Consider the following 13981-nt stretch of genomic DNA (forward strand, 5'->3'; position numbering starts at 1 on the left):
GGATCCAGCGCTAATGCTGCGGACAAGGGCTGCTCCGTAACGCTCAGGCGGCGGCGCGGGTGGCGAGCGCCCGCGCTTCTTCCGACGAGAAGATCTTCGCCATGTCGACTAGCACCACGAATCCTTCGGACCGCTTAATGACGCCGCCGATATAGTCGGACGACCAGCGCACCCCGATGTCGGGCGCGGCCTCCAGCTGGTCGCTGGTGACGCTGCACACCTCCAGCACGCGGTCGACCACCAGGCCCAGCATCAGCACGCGATCGGCGACCGGCACGTCGACCACCAGGATGCGGGTCGCCTGGGTCGGTTCGAAGGGCGAAAGCCCCAGCCGCTGGCGGAAGTCGATCGTCGGCACGCCCTGGCCGCGCATGTCGGTCAGGCCGAGCAGATAGTCGGGGCCATTGGGGATGCGGAAGGTCTCGCGATAGTCGAGAATCTCGCGGACCAGCGTCACCGGTACCGCGAAGATCTCCGCACCCAGCCCGAAGGTGACGAGCTGGAGTTCGCTTGTGTCGCTCATGCTGCCTCCACGTCGAACGCGCTGTCCTGCGCATCGGGGCCGCCGGTGGCGAGATCGAGCGCGAAGCCGCTCACCCGCGCCTGCTGGTCGGCAACGCTGTTGGGCTTGTGCCGCGTCGCCGGCTTGGCGGCGGGCTTGGCTGCCGGACGGCGGGCCGGGGTGGGCACGCGGCCGCGCGGCTGCTGCTCGACGCGGAAATAGGCGATGCTGGCCTGGAGCTCCTCGGCCTGGGCGGCGAGTTCCTCGGAGGTCGCACTGATCTGCTCGGAGGCGCCGGCATTCTGCTGGGTGACCTGGTCGAGCTGCTGGATGGCGTCGTTGATCTGCGAGGCGCCGATGTCCTGTTCGCGGCAGGCGGCGCTGATCTCGCTGACCAGTTCGGCGGTACGACGGATGTCCGGCACCAGGCGGCCGAGCATGTCGCCGGCTTCCGCGGCGGCCTTCACCGTCTCGGACGAGACCGAGCTGATCTCGGCGGCGGCACCCTGGCTGCGCTCGGCAAGCTTGCGGACTTCCGAGGCGACGACGGCGAAGCCGCGGCCATGCTCGCCGGCACGCGCCGCTTCCACCGCGGCGTTGAGCGCAAGCAGGTCGGTCTGGCGGGCGATTTCCTGGACGATGCCGATCTTCTCGGCGATCGTCCGCATCGCGCCCACCGCGCGATCCACCGCGACGCCGCTGGTTTCGGCATCCTTGGCGGACTGGCGCGCGATCTTCTCGGTCTGCGCGGCATTGTCGGCGTTCTGCTTGATGTTGGCGGCCATCTCTTCCATCGCCGCCGACGCCTGCTCGGCCGCCGCGGCCTGCTCGGTCGCGCCCTGCGAGACCTGCTCGGAGCTCGACGACAGTTCCTGGCTGCCCGAGGAGACGTTGGTCGCCGCGACCGTGGCGTCCGACACCACGCCGCGCAGGCGATCGACCATCCGCACCAGCGCGTTGCCCAGCACGTCCTTCTCCGACGCCGGCTTGTGCTGCACGGTCAGGTCGCCATCGGCGATCTTGTCGGCCAGCGTCGCGCTGATGCGCAGATTGGCGACCATCGTGTTGACGGTGTCCACCAGGTCCTTGATCTCGTCGTTGCTGGTGACCTGCACGTCCTGGCTGAGATCGCCGATCGACACCGCGCTGACCGCGGTCGAGACGCGGCGCAGACCCTGCGACACGATCCGCGAGATCCAGAAAGCGCCAGCGACGGCGATCAGCAGCGCGATGCCGGCGACCACCCACAAGGTGGTGGCGGCGCCGGCATAGAGCGCGTTGGTGTCCTGGTCGGCCTGCGTCATCTGCTGCTTGGAAAGCGCGACCAGCTGATCGGCAACGTCGCTCATCGCCGTGGCGATCTCACGCGAGCGGGTGAGCGAGATCTTGGCCGCCTCGGCATTGTTGTTGGCCAGTGCCAGCGTGCGGATCTGGTCGTTGACCGGCACGAACTCGTTGAACTTGGTGCTCAGCTGCATCCACAGCGGCTTGCCCTGCGCGGTCGCCGTGGAAACGCCCTTGGCGATCTGCCCCTGCACCTGCTCGCGTGCCTTCATCAGATCGGCGTCGAACTTGCGGGTGAGCGCCTCGTCCTCGGTCATCGCCATGTTCTTTTCCTGGCGCAGCACATAGCTGAGCCCGCCGCTGACGCTCTGCGCGATCTCCTGGCGCTGCGCCGGGCCCGCGATCACGTCGCTGATCGCCTGGTTGAGCGTGGCGAGGCGCGAATTGGCGACGCCGACCACGGCGAGCAGCAACAGGATGAGCACGCCGAAGGTGATGCCAAGTTTCAACTTGATCGTGGCACGCATGAATTTGAGTCCTTGAGGAGGAGAGGTAGCGGTCAGGCTGCGTGGACGCCGAAGGCGGCGTCTTCGGCGTCGGGGCCGCCATTGTTGAGATCGAGCGCGAAGCCGCTGACGCGGGCCTGCTGGTCGGCGACGCTGTTCGCCTTGGGCCGTGCCGCTGCCGCGCGCTTGGGCGCGGGGGCGGTGCGGGCGACCGGGCGGGCATGGCCGCTGCTGCGTTCGACGCGGAAATACGCGATACTGGCCTGGAGCTCCTCCGCCTGGGCGGCGAGTTCCTCGGAGGTCGCACTGATCTGCTCGGAGGCGCCGGCATTCTGCTGGGTCACCTGGTCGAGCTGCTGGATGGCATCGTTGATCTGCGCGGCGCCGATGTCCTGCTCGCGGCAGGCGGCGCTGATCTCGCTGACCAGCTCGGCGGTGCGGCGGATGTCGGGCACCAGGCGGCCGAGCATGTCGCCGGCTTCCGCGGCGGCTTTCACGGTTTCGCTGGAGACCGAGCTGATCTCGGCCGCAGCCCCCTGGCTACGCTCGGCGAGCTTGCGGACTTCCGAGGCGACGACGGCGAAGCCGCGGCCATGCTCGCCGGCGCGCGCTGCCTCGACAGCGGCGTTGAGCGCGAGCAGGTCGGTCTGGCGCGCGATTTCCTGAACGATGCCGATCTTCTCGGCGATCGTCCGCATCGCGCCGACCGCGCGCTCCACCGCTACGCCGCTGACTTCCGCGTCCTTGGCCGACTGGCGCGCGATCTTCTCGGTCTGCGCGGCATTGTCGGCGTTCTGCTTGATGTTCGCCGCCATCTCTTCCATCGACGCCGATGCCTGTTCGGCGGCAGCCGCCTGCTCGGTTGCGCCCTGCGAGACCTGCTCGGAGCTGGACGACAGCTCCTGGCTGCCGGTCGAGACGTTGGTCGCCGCGATGGTGGCATCGGAGACGACGCCGCGCAGCCGCTCGACCATCCGCACCAGCGCGTTGCCCAGCGTGTCACGCTCCGAGGCCGGCTTGTGCTGCACGGTCAGGTCGCCATCGGCGATCTTGTCGGCGACCGCGGCCGAGAGCCGCAGATTGCCGGTCATCCGGATCATCGCATGGCCCAGCGTGTCCTTGTCCGACAGCGGCTTGTGATCGACGCTGAGGTCGCCCTCAGCGATCCGGTCGGCCAGCGCGGCGCTGTCGCGCAGATTGGCGGTCATCCGGTTGACGGTGTCGACCAGATCCTTGATCTCGTCATTGGTGCTCACCGCGATGCGCTGGTCGAGATCGCCGATCGCGACGGCATCGACTGCTTGCGCGATGCGGCGCAGACCGGTCGAGACGATCCGAGAAATCCAGAAGGCACCGCCGACGGCAATCAGCAGCGCAAGCCCGGCGACGACGTAGAGCGTCGTCGCGGCGCTGCCGTACAGCGCGGTGGTATCGCGATTGGCCTGCTCCATCTGCTGGCGCGACAGTGTGACGATCTGGCCGACCAGGTTGCTGATCGTGCCGGCCAGTTCGCGCGACTTGGTGATCGACAGCTTGCCGGCTTCGGCATTGCGGTTGGCCAGCGCCAGCGCGCGGACCTGGTCATTCACCGGCACATATTCGGTGAACTTGGCCTCCACCTGCATCCACAGCGGCTTGCCGGCCTCGGTCGCGGAGCCGAGCCCCTTGGCGATCAGCACCTGGGTTTCGCCGCGTGCCTTCATCAGATCGGCGTCGAACGCGCGGGTGTCCGCGGCGTCCTCGGTCAGCGCCATGTTCTTTTCCTGGCGCAGGATATAGCTGACCTTGGCGTCGACGCTCTGGGCGATCTCCAGCCGCTTGGCCGGGCCGGCGATCACGTCGCTGGTCGCCTGGTTGAGCAGGCCGAGGCGGCTGTTGGCGACGCCTACCACGGCGAGCAGCAGGGCGATCAGCACGGCGAAGGTGACGCCGAGCTTCATCTTGATGGTGGCACGCATGGGGAACTCCTGGAACGGGGCGGTCAGGCTGCCTGGACGCCGAAGGCGGCGTCGTCGGCATCGGGGCCGCCATTGCTCAGATCGAGCGCGAAGCCGCTGACCCGGGCCTTTTGATCGGCAATGCTGTTGGGCTTGGGCCGCGCAGCCGATTTGGCGGCGGGCTTGGGCGCGGGGCGGCGCGCGGGCGTCGCAGCGCGCGGTGCGGCGCGCACGGAGTCGACCCGGAAATAGGCGATGCTGGCCTGGAGCTCCTCGGCCTGGGCGGCGAGTTCCTCGGACGTGGCGCTGATCTGCTCGGAGGCACCGGCATTCTGCTGGGTGACCTGGTCGAGCTGCTGGATCGCATCGTTGATCTGCGCGGCGCCGATATCCTGCTCGCGGCAGGCGGCGCTGATCTCGCTGACCAGTTCGGCGGTGCGGCGGATGTCCGGCACCAGGCGGCCGAGCATGTCGCCCGCCTCGGCGGCTGCCTTCACCGTCTCGCTCGACACCGAGCTGATTTCGGCTGCGGCACCCTGGCTGCGCTCGGCGAGCTTGCGCACCTCCGAAGCGACGACGGCAAAGCCGCGACCATGCTCGCCGGCGCGCGCTGCCTCGACAGCCGCGTTGAGCGCGAGCAGGTCGGTCTGACGGGCGATTTCCTGGACGATGCCGATCTTCTCGGCGATCGTGCGCATCGCACCCACCGCGCGGTCTACCGCGACGCCGCTCACTTCGGCATCCTTGGCCGACTGGCGGGCGATCTTCTCGGTCTGCGCGGCATTGTCGGCGTTCTGCTTGATGTTGGCGGCCATCTCTTCCATCGAGGCGGAGGCCTGTTCTGCGGCGGCGGCCTGCTCGGTCGCGCCCTGCGAGACCTGCTCGGCGCTCGACGACAGTTCCTGGCTGCCCGAGGAGACGTTGGTCGAGGCGACCGTCGCGTCGGCGATCACGCCGCGCAGGCGATCGACCATGCCGTTTACCGTCTCGACCAGATCCTTGATCTCGTCGTTGCTCGTCACCTGCACGCGCTGGTTGAGGTCGCCCTCCGCCACCGCGGTGATCGCGGAGCCGACGCGGGCGAGGCCGCTCGACACGGTCCGCGAGATCCACCAGGCCGCCGCGACGGCGATCAGCAGTGCCACGCCGGCGACGCTGAACAGCGCGGTATTGGCACCGGCGTAAACGTCGGCTGCTTCCTGCTCGGCGGTGCTCATCTGCTGCTTCGACAGGGTGACGAGCTGGCTGACCGCCTGGCTCATCGCCAGCGCCAGCTCGCGCGACTTGCCCATCGACAGGGCTGCCGCCTCGGCATTCTTGTTGGCCAGGCCGAAATTGCGGACCTGGTCATTGACCGGCACGAACTCGTCGAACTTGCTCTCCAGCTGCGACCAGAGCGGGCGGCCCTGCTCGGTGGCGCCAGCGACGCCCTTGGTGATCAGCTGCTGCAGCTCGCCGCGCGCCTTCATCAGATCGGCGTCGAACTTGCGCATCTGCGCGTCGTCGTTCGACATCGCCAGGTTCTTCTCCTGGCGGATGACGAAGCCCAGCTTCGCCTCGATCGTCTGGGCGAGTTCGAGGCGCTGGGCCGGGCCGCGGATCACGTCCGACGTCGCCTGGTTGAGCACGCCGAGCCGGGTGCTCGCCACGCCTACCACCACGAGCAGCAGCGCGATCAGCACGCCGAAGGTGATGCCCAGTTTCAGTTTGATGGTTGCGCGCATGGTCAACGTTCCTCGAAGCGGGGGTGCATCGGCGACAGCGGCCGTGCGGGCAGGGGGAGAAAGCGGCTCATGCCGCGGCCGCGAGGGCGGCATCGCCGAGATGGGCGGCGAAGATGGCGTGGAGGTCCGGCAGGACGACGACGCCGTCGTCGCGGCGCACCAGGGTGCGGACGAACTGGCGGCGCCAGCGCATGCCGACCGCGGGGGGCTCCTCGCTCGCCGCCTCGGCGAGCGTCGCGACCTCGTGGACCTTGTCGGTGCGGATGCCGATCTGGAGCGGCTCGTCGCCGAGCGCGATCTCGATCACCACGATGCGGCTGTCGAGCGTCGTCGCCTCGGCGGGCGCCATGGCGAAGGCCTGGCGCAGGTCGGCGATCGGGATGATCTTGCCGCGGAAATTGACCACGCTGTGCACCAAAGGCGCGGCGCCCGGCACGCGCGTCTCGGGCAGCAGGTCCAGGATCTCGCGGACCAGCACCGCCTCCAGCGCGAAGGTCTCGTCGCCAAGGTCGAAGGTGAGGACTTCGAGATGGCCGGTCTCGTCCCAGGGGACGATGGCTTGGGTGTTGCTATCCTGCATGGGCTCAACCGGCGGCACGCAGCCGCTCCTCCTGCTGCTGGCCGGCCAGCACGAGCTGGACGACGTCGAGGATCAGCGCGACGCCGCCGTCGCCGAGGATGGTCGCGCCGGCAAAGGCGGCGACGTCCTGGTGGAGCGGCGACATCGACTTGATCACGGTCTGGTGGCTGCCGATGATCTGGTCGACGACCAGCCCGACGCGCTCGGCGCCGGTGGCGATGACGACGATCTTCTGGTGCGGATCGGGCTTGGTACCCGTCTCGAACATCTCCCGCAGGCGCAGGAACGGCACCAGCCGGTCGCGCAGCGTGATGAAGCTGCGGCCGCGCGAGCGGAGATCCTCCTCGAGGCTGAGCTCGAGGCATTCCTCGACCGCAGCGAGCGGGATCACGTAGCGGCCCTCGCCAACCCGGACGAGCAACCCGTCGATGATCGCGAGGGTGAGCGGGATGCGCAGCACCACCTTCGAACCTTCGCCCGGCACCGAGGTGATGTCGATCGCGCCGCGCAGGCTCTCGATCGTGCGCTTGACCACGTCCATGCCGACGCCGCGGCCGGAGAGGTTGGTCACCGCCGCGGCGGTCGAGAAGCCGGGGTGGAAGATCATCTGCAGCAGTTCGGATTCGCTGATCTGCTGCCCGGGCTGGATCAGCCCTTGGGCTTCCGCCTTGGCGCGCACGCGCTCGCGGTTGATGCCGCGGCCGTCGTCCTGGATGGTGATCAGCACCTCGCCGCCGGCCTGGTGGGCCGAGAGGCGGACATGGCCGGTGGCGGGCTTGCCCGCGGCCACGCGCTCGTCCTCGGGCTCCAGCCCATGGTCGCAGGCGTTGCGGATCAGGTGGACCATCGGATCGGCGAGCCGCTCGATCACGGTCTTGTCGACTTCCGTAGCCTCGCCCTCGGTCGACAGCTCGATCGCCTTGCCGGTCTCGCGGGCGAGATCGTGGATCAGGCGACGGAAGCGGCCGAACAGCGTGGCGACCGGCACCATGCGCAGCACCATCATCGTGTCGCGCAGCTCGCTGACCAGCCGCTCGATTTCCTCGGAGATCGAGCGCAGCACCATGTCGCCGCCCTGGCCGTTGGCCAGCTGCGAGAGGCGGCTGTGGACGATCACGAGCTCGCCCACCCGGTCCATCAGCTCGTCGAGCCGCTCGGCGGGGACGCGGACGCTCTCGCCGGTCTTGGTCGCGGCCTTGGCGGGGCCGGTGGCTTCGGGCGTGGCGACGGCAGCGGCGGCCACCGGCGCCTCGACGACCTCGGCGGGTGCTTCCGCTTCGCCGCCGATTTCCTCGATCACCAGCTCCATGTCGTCCATGACGAACAGGAACACGTCGTCGATATCGTCGCGCGACACGTCGCCGAACAGTTCGACGTCCCAGCCGACATGGCATTCGACCGGATTGAGGTCGCCGAGCGCCGGCAGCCGGTCGGTGCGCGCGGTAATCGTGCAGTCGCCCAGTTCGCGCAGCTCGTCGAGCAGCATCAGCGGGTTGGTGCCGTTCGCCATCGATTCGGGCGGCAGATAGAAGGTCAGGCGCCAACCCTTGCGCACGGGGGCCGAGGGCGCGGGCGTCGGTGCACCGGCGGCGGCATCCACCTCGCGCTGCAGCTCGGCGAGGATCGCGGCGCCGGTGGCTTCGAGGCCCGTGCCGTCGCCGTCGACCAGCGCGCGCATATGGTCCTTGGCCGAGAGGATCACCGCGACCAGCCCCTGCGTGGCGGGCGCGAGGCCCTTGCGCACGCGGTCGAAGGCGGTCTCGCAGTGGTGGGTGAAGCTGGCCAGCGCGTCGAAGCCGAACATCGCGCCCGAGCCCTTGAGCGTGTGCAGCCCGCGGAACACCGCGTCGATCAGGTCGCGATCGTCGAGCCGGTGGGTCAGGTCGAGCAGTCCCTGCTCGACCTGGTCGAGCAGGTCGCCGGCCTCGACCCGGAAGGCGGCGATCGGATCGCCGCCGCTCACCGGCCGAGCACCTTGCGCGATACCTTGAGCAGCTGTTCGGGGACGAACGGCTTGACCAGCCAGCCGGTGGCGCCGGCGGCCTTGGCCTGCTGCTTCATCGCGTCGTCGCTCTCGGTGGTGAGGAACAGGATCGGCGTGCCGCACTGGGCGGGATCCTTGCGCAGCTCGCGGATCATCGTGAGCCCGTCCATGTTGGGCATGTTGAGATCGGTGATGATCAGATCGAACTTGGCGCCCTTGGCCTTGGCCAGGCCCTCGACGCCGTCGCCGGCCTCGGTGACGGCATAGCCTGCGCCGGTCAGCGCGATCTTGATCGCCATGCGGAGGCTGGGCGAATCATCGACGGTGAGGATCGAGGCGGTCATTGGGCACGTTCTCCGTGAAACCAGAAGTCGAGATCTTGGGGGGTGGGCGCGGCGAGGAAGCCGGCACGATCGAGCAGCGCTGCGACCGGCGCAGGTGCCGGGCTGCGCAGGCGAACCTCGCGACCGGCATCCGCAGCGGCGGTGCGCAGCGCACAGAGGATCTGGACGAAGCTAAGATCAGCGTCCGTTACGTCTGCGATATCAATGTTGATCGTGCCTTCTTCCGCCAGTGCATCGATGCATTGCTGACGAAGAGCGCCAGCATCGCGCATCACAGCGGAAGATGCGACGTGGAGTTCTATTTCCATTTATCCCCCGGTAAGATTTCTTAGCGCGAGCTTCATGGTCCGCACCGGCGGTCTTGGATCCAACCGCAACATGGGAATTATAGGCAAAATACCGGAGGAACGCCCTGTTCCGCGGGCAAAAAATTCGCGGTATCCTGCAGTTGTCGCGCATTGCTGCCGCCGCTCGCGCCCCGCGATGGCGTATTTTCAGAGCGCGCCTAGGTAGTTACACGGTGGGAACAAACCTTTGCACCGATCGCTTTTGGCGCCGCGCTATGGCTGGCCCTAGAGCGCCGCATCGGCTAGGCGCTGACCGATCATGCTCAATCTGACCGACATCACGGTGCGCCTGGGTGGCCGCACGATTATCGACGGCGCCACCGCCAAGCTGCCGCCGCGCGGCCGTATCGGCCTGATCGGCCGAAACGGCGCCGGCAAATCGACGCTGGTGAAGGTGATCGCCAGCCAGCTGGAGCCCGATGGCGGCAGCGTCGACATGCCGCGCGGCGCCAAGCTCGGCTACATCGCGCAGGAGGCCCCCGGCGGCTCCGCGACCCCGTTCGAGACGGTGCTCGCCGCCGACATCGAGCGCGCCGCGCTGCTCGAGGAGAGCGAGACCAGCCACGATCCCGATCGCATCGGCGAAATTCACGAACGGCTGCTCGCGATCGACGCGCATGCCGCACCGTCGCGCGCGGCGCGGATCCTGGTCGGCCTCGGCTTCGACGAGGAGATGCAGCATCGCGAGCTCGAAAGCTTCTCGGGCGGCTGGCGGATGCGCGTCGCGCTGGCCAGCCTGCTCTTCTCGCAGCCCGACCTGCTGCTGCTCGACGAGCCCTCGAACCACCTCGACCTTGAAGCGGTGCTGTGGCTGGAGGACTTCCTGAAGTCCTATCCCGCGACGATCCTGCTGGTCAGCCACGAACGCGACTTCCTCAACAACGTCGTCGATCACATCCTGCATCTGGAGCGCGGCAAGCTGACGCTCTATCCGGGCGGCTATGACGCGTTCGAGCGCCAGCGCGCCGAGCGCCAGGCCCAGCTTGCCGCCGCGCGCGTCAAGCAGCAGGCCGAGCGCGAGAAGCTGCAGGACTATATCGCCCGCAACTCGGCCCGCGCCTCCACCGCCAAGCAGGCGCAGAGCCGGCAGAAGGCGCTGGCCAAGATGCAGCCGATCGCCGAACTGGTCGACGATCCCTCGCTCAGCTTCGACTTCCCCAATCCGGACGAGCTGCGCCCGCCGCTGATCACGCTCGACATGGCCAGCGTCGGCTATGGCGACACGCCGATCCTGCAGCGGCTGAACCTGCGCATCGATCCCGACGATCGCATCGCGCTGCTCGGCCGCAACGGCAACGGCAAGACCACGCTCGCCCGGCTGCTCGCGGCGCAGCTGACCCCGATGGACGGCGGGATCAACAGCAGCGGCAAGATGAAGGTGGGATATTTCACCCAGTATCAGGTGGAGGAGCTCGACCGCGACGACACGCCGCTGCAGCACATGACGCGCAACATGGCCGGGGCGAGCCCGGGCGCGGTGCGCGGCCAGCTGGGCCGCTTCGGCTTCTCGGGCGACAAGGCGACGACCAAGGTCGGCAAGCTTTCGGGCGGCGAGCGCGCGCGGCTGGCGCTGGCGCTGATCACCCGCGACGCACCGCATCTGCTGATCCTCGACGAGCCGACCAACCACCTCGACGTCGATGCGCGCGAGGCGCTGATCCAGGCGCTCAACGGCTATTCGGGCACCGTCGTCGTGGTCAGCCACGACCGCCACATGCTCGAGATGACCGCCGATCGGCTGGTGCTGGTCGACCAAGGCACGGCGCGCGAGTTCGACGGGACGCTGGACGATTATATCAGCTTCGTCCTCTCCAAGGACGGGAGCGGCGGCAAGGGCGGCGCCTCCAAGGCCGATCGCAAGGAAGCCCGCCGCGCGGCCGCCGAGGCGCGCGAGAAGGGCACGGCGCTGCGCAAGGCAGCCAAGGCGGCCGAAACCGAGCTTGCCCGGCTGCAGGCGCAGCTTTCGGCGCTGGAAAAGGCGATGTTCGATCCGGCCAATGCCGACGCCGCGCTCACCAAGCTGACCATGACCGACCTGATGAAGCGCCGCGCCGAGGTGAGCGGGCAGATCGAGGCGGCGGAGTTGACCTGGATGGAAGCCAGCGAGGCGCTGGAGGGGATCGAGGGGTGATCCAATTCCTCCCCTGCAACGCAGGGGAGGGGGACCGCCGCCGAAGGCGGTGGTGGAGGGGCCGCCGCGGTACGCGGCGGTTTCGTCCGGCCGGAAGGGCACCCCGCGCCTGGCGGCGCGGCCCCTCCACCATTCGCTGCGCGAATGGTCCCCCTCCCCCGGAACGGGGGAGGATTTTCTTTACGCGATCGTCGGCACGATCCCGCCTTCCACCCGGATCGCCGCACCATTGGTGATCGCGCCCAGCGGGCTGGCGAGCAGCGCCACCTGTGCGGCGATCTCCTCGGCTTCGATCAGCCGGCGGATCAGCGACAGCGGGCGCAGCTTGGCGAAGAACTCGGCCTCGCGCTCGGCTTCCGGCGCATCCTTGTTGTCGACCACCGAGCGGATGAACTCGACGATGCCCTCGGAGCGCGTCGGCCCCGGCAGCACCGAATTGACCGTCACGTTCGTGCCGCGGGTCTGCTCCGCGAGGCCGCGGGCGATCGCCAGCTGGGCGGTCTTGGTGGTGCCGTAGTGGATCATCTCGCTGGGGATCACGAGCCCGCTCTCGCTGGCGATGAACAGCACCCTGCCCCAGTCGCGCGCCAGCATGCGCGGGAAATAATGCCGCGCCAGTCGCGCGCCGCTGACGACGTTGACTTCGAACAGATGGTGCCAGTCGTCGTCGCTGATCTCGGTGAAGGGCTTGGCTTCGTAGATGCCGAGATTGTTGACGAGGATGTCGGTGTCTGGAACCGCCGCGATCAGCGTCGCCGCGCCTTCCGCCGTGGCGGGATCGGCGAGCACGGGGTTCACCGTGCCCAGCTTCGCGATGCGCGCGGCGGCCTCGTCGAGCTTGGCCTGGCTGCGGCCCGTGATCGTCACCGCCACGCCTTCCTGTGCGAGCCGTTGGGCGATGGCGAGGCCGATGCCGGCGGTGGAGCCGGTGACGAGGGCGGTCTTGCCGGTAAGCTGCAGGTCCATGGGGGTGTCTCCTTCCAAATTCCAAACCGGAGATAGGCGAGCGCGCCATTGCTGATTAGATTGCCGGGCAGCATCACAGAAGTGCATCGGAATCACGGATGGACAATCGGCTCGGCGAAATGGAGATGTTCCTGGCGGTGGCGGCCGAGGGCAGCCTTGCGGGTGCCGCCAAGGCGCTGCGCATCACGCCCTCCGCCGTCAGCCGCGGCATGGCGCGGCTGGAAGCGCGGCTCGGCGTCCAGCTCGCGACCCGTACCACCCGCGCGCTGGCGCTCACCCCCGAGGGCCAGGCCTATCATGCCCGCGTCGCCGGGCTGATGGCCGAGATCGACGCGATCGAGCACAGCTTCGAGCGCGACCAGGTCCCGCGCGGGCCCTTGCGGGTCAACGCGTCGGTGCCGCTGGGCATGCAGTTCCTGATCCCGGTCCTGCCCGCCTATCTGCGCGCGCATCCGGGGGTGACGGTGGACCTCACGCTCTCCGACGCGCTGGTCGAGCTGGTCGAGGAGCGCGCCGATGTCGCGATCCGGGTGGGGCCGTTGCGCGACACCGGCATCAAGGCGGCGAAGCTCGGGCGCAGCACGATGGTGGTGGTCGCCAGTCCCGACTATCTCGCGCGCTGCGGCACACCCGATCACCCCAACGATCTCGACCGGCACACCTGCCTGCGCTTCAACTTCCGCCGCTCGATCGACAGCTGGCCGTTCCGGATCGACGGCGCGGTGGTGCAGCGGACGATGGACGGGCCGTTCCTCGCCAATTCGGGCGAGGCGGTGCGACTGATGGCGCTGGCGGGTGGCGGCATTGCGCGGATGGGCCGCTTCCATGTCGCCGCCGACCTTGCCGCCGGCCGGCTGGTCGAGCTGCTCGCGGCGTTCAATCCCGGCGACGGCGAGGACATCCACGCGCTGTTCGTCGGGCATGACCGGCTGGCGCTGCGGGTGCGCTCCTTCGTCGACTTCCTCAAGACCAATCTGGTTCTCTAACCCGTCGTTAACCTTGTTCCGCTAGTCCAAAGCGGCCCTGCCGGGCGTGGTGCAAGGACCGGCCGTTGAACGACATTCGCGTACTCGACAATTTCCTCGGCGACGAACGGCGCCAGCGCGTCTGGGACTATCTCGACCAGACGGGCTGGGCGCACGGCGCCTATTCCTCGGGCGCGCCCGATGCGCCGCGCTATTTCTACAAGCATTTCGCCGGCTACCAGAAGAGCGCGCAGGAAGATCGCGATCCCAACGCGATCGGCAACGAGCTGCGCGCCGCCGCACCGTTGATCGCCGAGGTGTGGGACGACCTGCTGCAAAAGCCGCTGCGCGCCCAGCGGCTGTCGCGCTGCTATGCCAACCGGATGCCGGCGGGCGTCGGCGGCGGCGTCCATCTCGATTCGGACTGCAAGGACCACCTCACCGCGATCTATTATCCCCAGGCCGACTGGAACGCCGACCAGGGCGGGGAGACCTTGTTCTTCAACCGCAGCGGCAGCGAAGTGGTGAAGGCCGTGGTACCCAAGCCCGATCGGCTGGTGATCTTCCCCGGCACCATCCCGCATGCCGCGCGGCCGATCTACGCCGTGGCGCCCGATGCCGCGCGGATCACGCTGATGTTCAAGACGCTGGGCCGCCGCGCCTGACACATTGCTCCCCCGCACGACTCCTGTAGAAGCACAGCGAGACAGG

At 68.5% G+C, this 13981-nt stretch carries 12 protein-coding genes; 3 read left to right on the top strand and 9 right to left on the bottom strand.

Translation table 11 applies throughout. The features are described 5' to 3' along the window. Window positions 1-43: 43 nt before the first annotated feature. The 8 genes from BM009_RS12845 to BM009_RS12880 form a co-directional block, all read right to left on the bottom strand. Entirely contained in the window at window positions 44-523 is a 480-nt protein-coding gene (locus BM009_RS12845; protein ID WP_093296758.1) for a chemotaxis protein CheW, read from the bottom strand. Continuing rightward, on the bottom strand, window positions 520-2313 hold the full coding sequence (locus tag BM009_RS12850) for a methyl-accepting chemotaxis protein (protein ID WP_093296760.1): 1794 nt from the start codon (window positions 2311-2313) through the stop codon (window positions 520-522). The genes BM009_RS12845 and BM009_RS12850 overlap by 4 nt, the downstream gene beginning before the upstream one ends. Before the next feature lie 32 nt (window positions 2314-2345). After that, window positions 2346-4250 carry a methyl-accepting chemotaxis protein gene (locus BM009_RS12855; RefSeq protein WP_093296762.1) on the bottom strand — a complete coding sequence of 635 codons (1905 nt, stop codon included), beginning with the start codon at window positions 4248-4250 and terminating at the stop codon, window positions 2346-2348. 23 nt (window positions 4251-4273) lie between these two features. Continuing rightward, on the bottom strand, window positions 4274-5953 hold the full coding sequence (locus BM009_RS12860) for a methyl-accepting chemotaxis protein (RefSeq protein WP_093296764.1): 1680 nt from the start codon (window positions 5951-5953) through the stop codon (window positions 4274-4276). Window positions 5954-6020: 67 nt separating this feature from the next. Continuing rightward, entirely contained in the window at window positions 6021-6533 is a 513-nt protein-coding gene (locus BM009_RS12865) for a chemotaxis protein CheW (RefSeq protein ID WP_093296766.1), read from the bottom strand. A 4-nt stretch (window positions 6534-6537) separates the two neighbouring features. Further along, window positions 6538-8496, bottom strand: coding sequence for a chemotaxis protein CheA (locus BM009_RS12870; protein WP_093296768.1), 1959 nt, complete (start codon window positions 8494-8496; stop codon window positions 6538-6540). Continuing rightward, entirely contained in the window at window positions 8493-8861 is a 369-nt protein-coding gene (locus BM009_RS12875; protein ID WP_093296770.1) for a response regulator, read from the bottom strand. The genes BM009_RS12870 and BM009_RS12875 overlap by 4 nt, the downstream gene beginning before the upstream one ends. Continuing rightward, the gene (locus BM009_RS12880) at window positions 8858-9169 is read right to left on the bottom strand and encodes an STAS domain-containing protein (RefSeq protein ID WP_093296772.1); all 312 of its coding nucleotides are present in this window, start codon (window positions 9167-9169) and stop codon (window positions 8858-8860) included. The genes BM009_RS12875 and BM009_RS12880 overlap by 4 nt, the downstream gene beginning before the upstream one ends. A 298-nt stretch (window positions 9170-9467) precedes the next feature. On the opposite strand from BM009_RS12880, the gene BM009_RS12885 reads away from it, so the two are divergent. Beyond that, complete coding sequence (locus BM009_RS12885) at window positions 9468-11339, top strand: ABC-F family ATP-binding cassette domain-containing protein (protein WP_093296774.1); 1872 nt, start codon at window positions 9468-9470, stop codon at window positions 11337-11339. A gap of 180 nt (window positions 11340-11519) precedes the next feature. Here BM009_RS12885 and BM009_RS12890 read toward each other — a convergent pair whose 3' ends face one another. Further along, window positions 11520-12305, bottom strand: coding sequence for an SDR family NAD(P)-dependent oxidoreductase (locus BM009_RS12890; protein WP_093296776.1), 786 nt, complete (start codon window positions 12303-12305; stop codon window positions 11520-11522). Between the two features lie 98 nt (window positions 12306-12403). On the opposite strand from BM009_RS12890, the gene BM009_RS12895 reads away from it, so the two are divergent. Then, window positions 12404-13291, top strand: coding sequence for a LysR family transcriptional regulator (locus tag BM009_RS12895; RefSeq protein ID WP_093296778.1), 888 nt, complete (start codon window positions 12404-12406; stop codon window positions 13289-13291). A 65-nt stretch (window positions 13292-13356) separates the two neighbouring features. Next, on the top strand, window positions 13357-13935 hold the full coding sequence (locus BM009_RS12900) for a 2OG-Fe(II) oxygenase (RefSeq protein ID WP_093296780.1): 579 nt from the start codon (window positions 13357-13359) through the stop codon (window positions 13933-13935). The last annotated feature ends 46 nt before the right edge of the window (window positions 13936-13981 follow it).

It is taken from the genome of Sphingomonas sp. NFR04 (assembly GCF_900114095.1).
Lineage (GTDB): Bacteria > Pseudomonadota > Alphaproteobacteria > Sphingomonadales > Sphingomonadaceae > Sphingomonas.